The organism is Streptomyces halobius (assembly GCF_023277745.1).
GTDB classification, from domain to species: Bacteria; Actinomycetota; Actinomycetes; order Streptomycetales; family Streptomycetaceae; genus Streptomyces; species Streptomyces halobius.
In genome coordinates this window covers 214,541-226,509 of sequence record NZ_CP086322.1, presented here as the reverse complement: position 1 = coordinate 226,509, position 11,969 = coordinate 214,541, and the positions used below count along the sequence as shown (strand labels likewise).

Genomic DNA, 11,969 nt, shown 5'->3' with positions numbered 1-11,969 from the left:
AGACGGACGCTTCTCCACGACAGGGGAGTGTGGCGGGCGTACGGATATGAGGGATGTTTTCGGCCCCTCCGGAGACGGGCGAACCCGCCCCCGGGGGGCCGGTCCGAAACGGTCCCGGGTCGCGCACCTCGTGCGTAGCTGCAAGATGAGGTTTCGCCGTCGGATCACCCGCCAGTTCCGCGCCACGGGGAGAGCGGGAGAGCGGGTCACGTTGAGTGGGGCCCCGTACCAGCCGCTCTCGGCCTGGGTGCGGTCGGCCACCACGGTGACCAGGCGGGTGCATGCTCGCTCCCAGTACCAGTGGTCCGCCGAAGACACCGGGGTGTTCGGCCCGACGGAGCCAGGGCCGCGAACCGCTCCGCCAGGTCCTCCAGCCGGCCGCGCCATTCCTGAAGGGCTTCAACAACCAGCGGGGCAGTTGCATCCGGGGTCGTCACAGAGTCGGATGAACAGCACCACACCTCGACGATGCCTCCGTTGACGCCCCCTCGCCGACCGACCAGCTCCATCCGCAGGCCCATCGGCCGTACCGGTCCGCCAGGAACTCGGTGACGGGATCCAGCGAAGGCCAGCGATCCTCCCGAGCGACTTCGGAGCTGGGCAGCAAGGGCGCGACAAGGCCCGCCAATTCCTCCGACGGAGACCCCCGAATGCGGTCGGTCTGGGCTGGGCCGATCCGTAGCGCCGTGGTCGTTGGTGTGGCATCGCTGTGTGTAGCGGCGCCGGTTCTGGCTCACAGTGCGCACCCGAGACTGGGGCAGGGCGACATGCTGCGCGTCGGCCAAGCGGCCCCGGTTATCAAGGTGGTTGACCGCCACGGCACGGAGTTGACCGCGAAGGACCATCCGGCGCTCGCCAGGGTCTTGGCTGGCCTGCGCGCCAAGTATGGGTCCGCGACTGGAGGGAAGCCGCTGCAGTCGACCTTGGATGCCGAGGTGCAGTCAGCAGCGGAGCGAGCGGTGGCGAAGGGGGGCGGGCGTCGGTGGTGGCCGTGAAACCCAGCACCGGCGAGATCCTCGCCATCGCCAACTCTCCTGCCCGGGGTTTCAACGGGGCGACGCAAGGCTCCCTGGCGCCCGGTACCACGATGATGATCGTGACGGCGGCGTTGCTGACGGACAAGGGGCTCACAGCGCCGGGCAACCACCACCCGTGCCCGAAGGAGGTGACATTCGGCGGTCGGAAGTTCCATGACCCCGCAAAGATTGAGATCAAGAACGGCACGTTCGCGGAGAGCTTCGCGCGTTCCTGCAACAACGCCTTCATCTCGCAAGCAGCAAAGCTCGCAAACGACGATCTGACCAAGGAGGCGCGGGACGTTTTCGGAATCGGCATGAACTGGAACGTTGGTATTCCATCGTTTGACGGGGCGGTGCCGGTGCAGCACGACGCGCAGATGGCCGCCTCGCTGATCGGGCAGGGCGGGGTCCGCGCGATTGCGTCAGTTCTGCGTAGAGGGCGGCATAGAGTGCGCGAGCAGCTTCGACGGCTTGTTCGCCGCGGGCGAGATCGCCGGGGTCGGCGGGGGCGGCGTCTATGGCCACAACGCGTTGGAAGAAACCTTCCTGGGCGGCTGCATCTTCTCCGGCCGCACCGCCGGTCGCGCTCTCGCACGCGTACTTGCCTGATGGACCGGGGGTGGCCGCGGCGGCCGGCCCTCGCACGGCCACTACCCACCGCCCGTTCAGTGCTGGGGTTGCGGCGCGGGATGTGCGGGAGTGGCGGACGGCTGGGTGGGCAGGTCGGCGGCCACGGTGGTGGGCTTGGTGGCGGCTGACGCCTGGTCGTTGTCCAGGCCGAGGTGCAGGTGCAGCAGGGTGGTGAGGCCGTCGATGGTGCGGCCGCTGCGCAGGAGTTCCATCGGGGGGATGTCGATGTCGAATTGGTGGCGCATTGACGTGAGGAGTTCGGCGGCCATGAGGGAGTCGATGCCGTACTCGTCGAGCCTGCGGTGCGTATCCAGGGTGTCCGGGTCCATCTGCATGACCTTGGCCAGCAGCTGGGTGATGGCGTCCTGTACCGCGGCGCGGGCCTGTTCGGGGGGCAGGGCAGCCAGCGCGGCGAGGATCTCTTCGCGGGATCGGCCGTGCATCTCGCTGGACGAAGGCAGTAGCAGGCTGTGGCGTGGGGCGTTGAGGGTGGGGAGGAGCCCGCGGGCCTGGCCCCAGTTGTAGCGGCCCGCTCCGGCCACCGGGGTGTCGCGGGTGAGCAGATCGTCGAGGGTGGCGAACGCGTCGCGGAGGCTGAGGGGTTCCAGGCCGAGGGCGGAGAGCTGGGCGGTCAGGTCGTTGCGGATGACGTATCCGGTTTCGCCGAGTGCTCCCCAGGCGATGGCCTGGGCCGGGAGTCCGGCCGCGTGCCGCTGCCGTACCAGGGCTTCGAGAAAGAGGTTGCCCGCGACGTACGGGGCCTGGTGCAGGTTGCCGATGTATGCGGCGCTGGAGGAGATGAGGAGGAACAGGTCGAGCCGGCGGCCGCGGGTGAGCTGGTCCAGCACCAGCGCGCCGCCCGCTTTGGGGGCCAGCACGGCGGCGAAGCGCTCTTCGGACAGGTCGCTCAGGGGTGCGTCGTCGAGGTGCATGGCGCAGTGCACCACGCCGCGCAGCGGATGTCCTTCGGCGTCGATGCCGTCGAGCAGGGTCCGCATGGCCTCCATGTCCGTGCAGTCGGTCGCCTGCGCGGTCGCGTGGACTCCGCGCCGGGTCAGTGCGTCGAGAAGGGAGGGGGCCTCGGGGGCGGCCGCCCCACGCCGGCTGACGAGGACGAGGTGGCGGGCTCCTCGGTCGGCCAGCCAGTGTGCGGTGGCTGCTCCGAAGCCGCTGAGCCCGCCGGTGATGAGGTAGGTGCCCTGGGGGTCCAGGGCGGGGTGGGCGGGGTCGGCTGCGACGGTGACGGGTTCGTCGAGAGGGTCGAAGGCGACCACGACCTTGCCGATGTGGCGGGAGTGCTGCATCAGCTCGAACGCCTCACGCACTCGGGCCGCCGGGTACACGGTGTGCGGCAGGGGCCGGTAGGCACCGCCGCGCACGCGCTCGCCGACCTCCTCGACCAGGGCGAGTGCCTCGTCGGGCCGGTGCGTCAGGGAGAGCAGGTCGACGCCGAAGAAGGCGAGGTTGTCGCGGAACGGGGCGAGGGAGAGGGGCTTGTTCTCGTAGATATCGCGCTTGCCCAATTCGATGAACCGGCCGCCGGGGCGCAGCAGTTCCAGGCTGCGGCCGATGGCTTCACCGGCGAGGGAGTTGACGACGACATCGACGCCGTGCCCACCGGTGAGGGGCTTGACCTCACCGGCGAAATCGAGGCTGCGGGAGTCCAGCACCTGCTCGGCGCCGAGAAAACGCAGCAGATCGCGTTTGGTCTCGTTGCCCGCGGTGGCGACGACGTGCGCACCGCGCGTTCGGGCGAATTGGAGTGCGGCCAGCCCGACACCGCCGGCGCCGCCGTGGACCAGGACCGTCTCTCCCGGCCGGAGCCGGGCCAGGTGCTCCAGGCTGTAGTGCACGGTGGAGAAGGCCACCGGAAGGGTCGCCGCCGCCTCGAAGCTCATGCCGTCAGGGATGTGCCGCACCCCCTGGGCCGGGGTCGTCACGTGGGAGGCTAGTGCCGCGGGCGCCAGGCCGAAGACGCGGTCGCCGACGGCCGGCGTGCTGACCCCGGCCCCCACGGCGGTGACGATGCCGGCGCACTCCATACCGGGTGCGGTGTACGGGGTCCCTTCAATGGCTTCGGCCGGCAGCAGCCCCGTCACGTACATGCTGTCGCGATAGTTCAGCGCGGCGGCCCGCACGGCCACCGTGACCTCCCCTGCGCCTGGTTCCCGGGGCTCGGCCGCCTTCCAGCCGAGGATGTAGGAGAGGCCGGGGCTGTGGACGTCCAGGGAGTAGTGGTCCGCGGCACGGGCGGGTGTGGCGGGCAGCGGCATCTCGCGGGGAACGAAACGCCCCTGGCGGGTGAGGAGGACCTCGTCTTCGTCCGAGGGCGCAAGCAGTTCGCCGGCCAGCCGGTAGGCATCGGCCGCCGGGGCGCCGGACCGGTCGAGACTGATACGCCGCACGGCCAGGTCCGGGTACTCGTTGTCCATTGTGCGGGCGATGCCCCACGCCGCGGCATCGGCGGGCGCCTGGGCGCGCTCGGGAGCGGGGAGGGCGCCGCTGGGACGGGTCACCAGCCACAGCGACGTGCGGCAGCCTTCATGGGCCTGCGCCAAGCTGCGCAGCAGAGTGGCCCGTTGGGCGGTGTGTTCGGTGAGTTCGCCCACGTCGGAGGGTGCGCTGTCGGCCAGGATCAGCACCAGGTGGAGCTCCTCGACCGTCTTACCGATGCCGCGTTGCCACTCCTGTACGTCCTCATCGGCCTGGACGAGACGCACTGCATTCCGTCCGCCGGCGGCGAGCAGCTCCGCTACGGAGTCGGCGAGCGGCTCCTCGGCGGGCTTTTCGGTGACGATGACGAAAGCCGCGCTTTCCAGGTCGGCGGGAGGTGCAGGCGGTGGTTCCTGGGGCCTTTGGGAAGCGGTGGCCAGCACGACGGAGGCGGAGGTGAGGTCCGACTCGCAGTCGTCCCCGGTCTGGACGATATCGGTGAAGCCGCACCGCTCCAGCAGCGGTGGCCATTCTTCCCGGGGCAGCAGGACGGAGCGCGGGCGCAGCTCACGGTCGGTGTGGTGGTGCCAGAAGCCGTCCACGGCCCAGAACCAGGGGAGCAGCGTCGCAGGGTTATGGGTCTCGACGCTTAGAAGTCGGCCACCGGGGGCCAGGAGGGCGGCGATCCGCTCCAGGGTGGCGGTGAGGTCCTTGCAGGTGTGTAGGGCGTTGGCGGCGACCACGAGGTCGAAGCCGCCCTCAACCAGGTCCTGCTCTTGTGGATCCACGTCGAGGTCGAAGGTGCGGTACCGCACGAAGTCGTAACGCGCGAAACGCTGTTGGGCGCGCGGGAGGAAGAACGCGGACAGGTCTGTATACAGATACGTGGTGCGGTCGGCCGGCAGAACGGGGAGCAGGGCGCTGGCCAGGCCGCCGGTGCCGGCGCCGACTTCGAGGACGCGCAGCGGGCGGTCGGCCGGCCAGCACCGCGCCATTTCGCCGATGAACGCCTGCGCGATGCGGTTGTGGAAACGGGAGAAGGGGGCGGTGTCGTAGAACAGCTCCAGGGCGTATCCCGCGCCCTCGCCGGTCAGCGTCTCCAGCGGGTCGCATTCTCCGCGGAGCAGCGGCACGCTCTGCGCACCATTGCGCACCGCCAGCGCTGCGTCGTTTCCGAAGGCGGGAACCTCCGACAATCCTGTGCTGAGCGTGTCCGGAGACGGACGTTCGGCGGACGTCAGCTTCCAGTTGCCAGGTGCCGTGCGGGTGACGAAACCGTGCCGCTCCAGGACCGGCAGCTCCAGCTCCAACAGGGGAATGTGCTTCTCCAGCACACCTGCCGCCGTCAGCTCCGCCGGCGTGAAGTGCTCGGCAGGATCGGCTAGAAGGTCCGCTAGGGCTGTCGCGATACGTGTGGCGAAGTACTCCTGGACCCATTCCACCGCCTCGGCACACCTCAACGGCCGCCAGGCCCGGCGCAGTTCCGCGATCCGTTCCTCGCAGGCGTCGACAATCAGCCGGGAGGCGGGCAGTGGGCTCGGGGCGGCCGGGGTGTCGGTATGCGGGGCGGCGCGGAGCACGGTGTGTTGCCGGGTCACAGGTGCATGCACGGGGCTGGTGAGGCGGCGCAGTCGGCAGCCTTCCAGCTCGACGGTGACCGTGCCGTCCTCGTCGGTGACGGTGATGTCCCAGCACACCTCGGCCGGGGCACAGGACCGCTCGCGTACGTGCACAAGGCCCTTGGCGGTGGGAGCACGCCAGACGTGAACGGCTTCGAAGGCCGAGGGCAGGTAGGCATCGCCGTCGGCCGTGATCCCCTCCAGCAACGGTGCACCGGCCTGGAGCGCGCCGTCGAGCAGCCTGGGGCCCGCCGTGAACTGTTGTTTCGGGTCGGTCTGTTGGTAGGCGGCCAGCACCTCGCCCGACCCCACGTGCAGCTCGGTCAGCACCTGGAATGCGGGGCCGTACATCAGCCCTCGCTCCGCCAGCGACGTGTACTGGTCGGCGGCGGCGATGTGGCGCGTGCAGCGGGCCCGGGGGCCGGCCAGGTCCACGGGGCCGGGGGCGCTGCCGATGCGTCGACGGACTCGTGCGCGCACATGTGGCCGCGGATCGCGGGTGCCCTCATCAGTGCTGGAGATGGTCACCACTCCGTCATCCGGGTTCAGTGCGAGCTGAGTGTGGACGCTGGACGCTTCGGCCCAGGGCACGGTCAGCGGGCTGCTGATGTCCATACGGTCCACCGACACCGCCGTCCCCAGCGCCCGCTCGCCCGCCGCCAGGACCATCTCCAGATAGGCGGTGGCGGGTACGACGACCGACCCGGCCAGCTTGTGATCGGCCATCCACGACACCAGCGCCGGTTCGACGGCGCCGTGCCACACCGGGTACGGGCCGGGCATCCGCTCCCCCAGCAGGGGGTGCTCCACCTGGCCGTCGCCGCTGCTGCGCACCCAGTCGTGCGGGGTGCCGTTCCAGTGGCGCTCGCGCTGCCAGGGGTAGGAGGGGAGGTCCACGACCCGGGCCGGGTGGGGGAAGTACCCCGTCCAGTCGATGTCGGCGCCGGCGGCCATCGTCGCCTCAACTGCCTCGTGCAGCGCCTGGCCGCCGTCCGTCGCGCGCCGCAGCGTGGGCACGACGGCCAAGGTCCCGGCGCGAGTCCGACCGGTGGCCCGGCGCAGATACGGCCGCAGGACCGGGTGCGGCCCGACCTCCACGAAGATGTCCACACCGTGCTCCACGGCGGCGTCGACCGCGGAAGCGAACTGCACGGGTTCGCGCACGTTCTGCCACCAGTAGGCGGCGTCCAGCTCAGTGCCGTCGATCCGCTGTCCCGTCACCGTGGAGTACAGCGGCACGCGGGCCGGTGAGGGCGCCAAGCCGTCCAGGGCCCGCAGCAGCGGCTCGTGGAGGGGATCCATGGCGGCGCTGTGGAAGGCGTAGTCCAGCTCCAGCACCGTGCAGACGGTGTCCTGGGCGCGCATATCGGCGGCAAGGCGCAGCAGCCCGGGCTCGGGCCCCGAGACGGTCACGTCCCGGTCCGAGTTGACCGCCGCCACCGCCAACTCCGGGTAGCCGGCGAGGGCCTCGGCGGCCTTTGCCTGCGGCAGAGCGAGGGCCGCCATCCGGCCGCAACCGGCCGTCCCCGCCTGGGCGCGGGAGCGCTCCGCGATGACCCGCGCCGCCTGCGCAAGGCTCAGTGCGCCAGCCACATGGGCGGCGGCCACCTCGCCCACGCTGTGCCCGAGCACGGCGGACGGGGTGATACCGCTCTCACGCAGCACGGCCGCCACGGCGACCTGCACGGCGAACAGCAACGGCTGGGCGACCTCGGTCGCCGCCAAGTCGGCCTCGGTGACCGTGCCCAGCTTCTCCGCCACCGACCAGCCCAGATGCGGCAGCAGCGCCGTATCCACGGCCGCGAGGGCTGCGGAGAAGGGCCCGTCACCGTCCACGAGGTCGGCGCCCATGCCCGCCCACTGCGACCCATTGCCGGAGAAGACAAACGCCACCCGGCCGTGCTCCGTCGCCTCTCCGACCGCCCCGCCGCTCTCCCCGTGCGCCTCCTCGGCCTCTTCTCCCGGGAACATCGCCGCCAGCCGGTCGGCCGCCTTCCCCGGCCCGTCCGCGATCACTACCGCCCGGTGCCGGTGAGCGCCGCGTCGCATGGTCGCGGTGTAGGCGAGGTCGTAGAACCGATCCGGCTCGGCCTGCGCCAGCCGCTCGGCCATGCGGGCCACTGCCTCGCGGAGCGCCTGCGGGGTGCGCGCCGATACCAACACCGGCCGAGGTGCGCCCGTGGCCTCTTCCGCTGCGCCCGCGCCGTCCGGTACCGCCGGGGCGGCGCCGACGATGACGTGGGCGTTGGCACCGCCGAAGCCAAAGGAGTTGACGCCCACCACCGGTCGCGACGTGGCTCGCAGCGGCAGTGCGTGCGCCACCGGTGCCAGGTTCAGTCCGGCGAAATCGATGTCGGCGTTGGGCGGTTGGGTGTGCAGCGAAGCCGGGGCGGTGCCGTGGCGCAGCACCAGCAGCGCCTTGAGCAGCCCGGTGATGCCGGAGGCGGGTTCCAGGTGGCCCAGGTTCGACTTCACCGACCCGATCGGCAACGCCCCCGCCCGCCGACGGGCCCCCAGCGCATGGCCGATGGCACGGCACTCGGACGGATCCCCGACCAGAGTGCCGGTGCCGTGCGCCTCCAGATACACCAACTCGTCCGGGAGGACGCCCGCTTGCTCGTATACCTCGCACAACAAATCTTCCTGAGCCTCGGAGTTGGGCAGGGAGATACCCGCGGTGCGGCCGTCGCTGTTGGCGCCGCTGCCGAGGATCACCCCGTGCACCCGGTCACCGTCGGCCCGCGCGTCCGCCAGCCTCTTGAGGACCACCAGCCCGCCGCCCTCCGCCCGTACAAAACCATCCGCCTCGGCGGAGAAGGCCGCGCACTTGCCCTGCTTCGAGAGCATGGACGCCTGCGAGAACCCCACATAGTGATACGGGCTGAGCAGCACGTTCGCACCCCCGGCCAGCACCGTACGACTGGTCCCGTCCCACAGTGTGCGGCACGCGCGGTCCAGTGCCACCAGTGAGGACGAGCAGGCCGTATCGATCGCCATACTGGGGCCGCGCAGGTCCAGGCAGTGCGAGAGGCGGTTCGCCGCCAGTGAGGACGCGGCTCCGGCCATGGTGTAGGCGTTCACCGAGCGCGGCCTCATCATCTGCAGAGCGCCGTACGAGGCGTCACAGATCCCGACGTAGACACCGGTGTCCGAACCCGCCAGCGCTCGCGGGGCGATCGCAGCGTCGTCCAGCGCCTCCGCCGCCAGCTCCAGCAGCAGCCGGTGCTGGGGGTCCATCTGCGTGGCCTCCTTGGGCGTGATGCCGAAGTACTCGGCATCGAAGGAGGCGACATCGGACAGGAATCCGCCCGCAGCGGTGTAGCTCTTGCCGGTGCGCGGCATGCTCGTATCGATGAACCGGGTGGCGTCGAACCGTTCGGCGGGCGCTTCACCGATCAGGTCCCGGCCCTCTTCCAGCGCTTGCCACAACCCGTCCAAATCGCTGATGTCACCCGGCAATCGGCATGCGGCTCCCACAATGGCGATCGGCTGGAACCGGCTAGCGGTGTTGCTGGCGCTCATACGCGTTTCCTTACGTGGTGCCGGGGTCTACAGAGCGGGAAGCCAGCGGCTCTGAAGGCTCCGCCACTTTCCCCTTCCGTGTGAAAGGCGTGACCTCGGAGACGGCGGCTTGCATGGCTCGGCACCGCCGCTGCCCAGTGGTGCCGACAGTGCAATGGGCGTCGTGACCAGCGGTCCCACCGCCGCACCGTGGCAGGTCAGGCGGCAGGCTCCTGGTTTCCAGCGGGAGTTGTACGCGCGCAGGAACGAAAACTGGCGGAGCATCAATGCGCTCAAGGGCTTTTCGGGCGTACCGACCAGGTACGATAAGAGAGCCTATGTATTTCAGGGCCCGGTCACCGCCGCAGCGGTGCGTCTGTGGCTGCGAGCGTGACTCACCGGACCCGCGTTAGTGATCTCTGTTGGACGTCAGTCACCAGCGAGATGGCTTACGCTCGCGTGGTCCAGGCCCTGCACGAGGAGACCTGCCCCTTCCGTAAGCCCAGACAGCTCCTGAGAACCACCAGAGAACCTGACTCAGGTCAGTAGATCTCCGTCATTCTTTGCAGCGTCCGAGTCGCGGCGAGGGGCGCTGATGGAGCCGGAGCCGGAGGTGGTGAACGAGCCGGTGAACGGACCGGCGGCACCGTTACCGGAGCAGGTGCCGTTGCCTGACAGCGTGGTGCCGGACAGGCCGAAGGCCCCGGTACCCCCGGTACACGAGCCGCTGCCGACGCCCGGAACGGTGATCACACCGCTGGGCACGTGAAGCTGCCATCGGGGTTCTGGTTGCAGCCCTGTGCACTGAGAGCCGGTGCGCTCACTGGGTTGGCCGAGGCTGCCGGAGCAAAGACCAGCGCGGTTGCGAAAGCGGCGGTCACCAGGACCGGTGGAAGCGCGACCAAGTTTCGTATCCGCCGCATGACGACTCCTCCAGATCGGTGAATTCCCCGCTACAAGGATTGTGAGCAGGTTGCCGGTCTCCGGCCAGATGAGTGGACGGGGCGCAAAGAAGTGCGGACCAGGCTTACAGCAGTGCCCGCGCCCTTAGGTCGAGCAGCATCATGTACTTGGCCTATCGTACCGTTCAGTTAATAATTTCTGAGTATCCTCGTGACGTGCCGCGTGCTGAGTGGGTGAGGCCGTCGTCTGATGTGCGGTTGCCGGATTCGGTGTCGGTGGGGCCGCTGACGCGGTCGAGGCGTGAGCACGTCGCACAGACGCGTGAGCACGTCGCACAGACGAGGGAGGGGCCCGCACCGATTCAATCTGCCGTGGTCGAAGATCTCCCGGTCAGTGTGCGAGATCTGTGACGGGTACCGTCAGGTGGTTTCCGGGGTATGCAGCGACCAGATCATGAACCGGCGATGAGCGGTCGATTTCGATATCCCGAAGCACGGCGGCAGAGCGCGCCGGGCGCAGCCGCTGACCAGCAGGTAGGCGATCGCTGCGAATGCCGTCTCATCAGGCATGTCCTGTGTTCCGCCGCCCTGTGGCCGCACCTTCGTACGGCGGGATCAACGGCCTCGTGATCTCCCACAATTCCACTCCACGTATCCCGGCCCATATACGGATCATCGTCCGCCCACCACATAAGGCGCGGTCAAGTGTCCAGTGGGGCTGAGCAATAGAACAGTCCTCCTTTCGGGGCCCTCCGGCCTCAACTTTCACTTCTCTAGGTTCCCGTAACGCTGGATTCTCTTGCCAAATTCCAGCAGTTCCTTACCAGTTGATGGGAATCGAAAAGAAGTTCCACATGTTTTCCCCATGTTAAAAGATCTATGGCTGAGTAGACTGGACGGCGTCGCTTTTGCCGTCAGCTCTGACGCGGCAACGGATTGACGGCTGTGAGGTGTGTGAACTCATGTTTCTCGCTCACCTCTCATTCCTTGAATCCATCAGGGCGGGTTCGGGGGGGTTTGCCACTGTCAGTGATATCGGGAGGGTGGTATGTCAGCCGAAGAAAAGGTCCACAGCGGCGTGGTGGAGAACGCCGCCGAGACGAGGGGCTCCGCACGCGGATGGCGGCGTCGCTTCACCTACGCGGGCATCTATGGCCTGTTCGCAGCTTTGGCCGGTACCGGGGTCCTGGCCGCAGGCGCCCCGGCCGCGTCGTTGCAGTCGTCACCCGGCGCATCGGTCGTCTCCATCACGTGCCCCAATGGCACGTGGAGCGTCGCGGTCACCGAGGACGCGCACGAGCCGGGTAAGCCCGTCAAGTATCGCGGGACCGGGAACTGTGAGGTTTCCGGCACGGAGAACGGCAAGGCCAAAGGTGTCGTCACGTTCACCATCGACCGGAACAACTGCGTCAACGGGACAACCCAGGTCACCGGGACGATCAAGTGGCCGTCCGGGGATACCAGCACGGTAGAGCTCACGGTGGTGTGGACGGCCACGGCCGATCGCGGCATCACGGGCAGCATCAGCGAGGGTTTCATCACCAGTGGTGCCTACGCTGGAGCCATGTTGGACGGAATCGGGACAGCGCTCGAAGAGGTCCGGGCCAACTGTGTGGAACAAGGGACCTTCGACGGTGCCAGCGGTACAGGCTCGGGTTCGGCCACCGGGGCCTCCTGATCCGCCGCCATGGGGCGTGTGCCGGATGGCGCCGGCGAGCCGACGCCAGGCATCGCCGGCACACGCTGCGGTGCCCAGTCCGCAAACCGGCTGGTGAGGTCGCTGCGAGGTCTTCCGCAAAGGGAAGGTCTCATGCCTGAGTACAGCAGCGAGCGTGCGGCACGAGTGCGGGCTTGGCCCCGTGGGC

General features: G+C 69.1%; 3 protein-coding genes and 3 pseudogenes. 4 read left to right on the top strand and 2 right to left on the bottom strand.

Annotated elements, in window-relative coordinates:
- Window positions 1-743: 743 nt before the first annotated feature.
- Window positions 744-1,432 (top strand): annotated as a pseudogene (locus tag K9S39_RS00885) (penicillin-binding transpeptidase domain-containing protein); the annotation flags it as partial.
- Between the two features lie 58 nt (window positions 1,433-1,490).
- Window positions 1,491-1,628, top strand: a complete 138-nt coding sequence (locus tag K9S39_RS00880) for a hypothetical protein (RefSeq protein ID WP_248869215.1) — start codon at window positions 1,491-1,493, stop codon at window positions 1,626-1,628.
- 56 nt (window positions 1,629-1,684) lie between these two features.
- On the opposite strand, the gene K9S39_RS00875 is transcribed toward K9S39_RS00880, so the two are convergent.
- Window positions 1,685-9,223, bottom strand: coding sequence for a type I polyketide synthase (locus K9S39_RS00875; RefSeq protein WP_248861385.1), 7,539 nt, complete (start codon window positions 9,221-9,223; stop codon window positions 1,685-1,687).
- A gap of 162 nt (window positions 9,224-9,385) precedes the next feature.
- Between K9S39_RS00875 and K9S39_RS00870 the strand changes: the two are divergent.
- Window positions 9,386-9,596 (top strand): annotated as a pseudogene (locus K9S39_RS00870) (IS5/IS1182 family transposase); the annotation flags it as partial.
- A 952-nt stretch (window positions 9,597-10,548) separates the two neighbouring features.
- Here the strand turns inward: K9S39_RS00870 and K9S39_RS00865 are convergent.
- Window positions 10,549-10,769 (bottom strand): annotated as a pseudogene (locus tag K9S39_RS00865) (transposase); the annotation flags it as partial.
- A 413-nt stretch (window positions 10,770-11,182) separates the two neighbouring features.
- Between K9S39_RS00865 and K9S39_RS00860 the strand changes: the two are divergent.
- On the top strand, window positions 11,183-11,782 hold the full coding sequence (locus K9S39_RS00860; protein WP_248861384.1) for a hypothetical protein: 600 nt from the start codon (window positions 11,183-11,185) through the stop codon (window positions 11,780-11,782).
- Window positions 11,783-11,969: the final 187 nt, after the last annotated feature.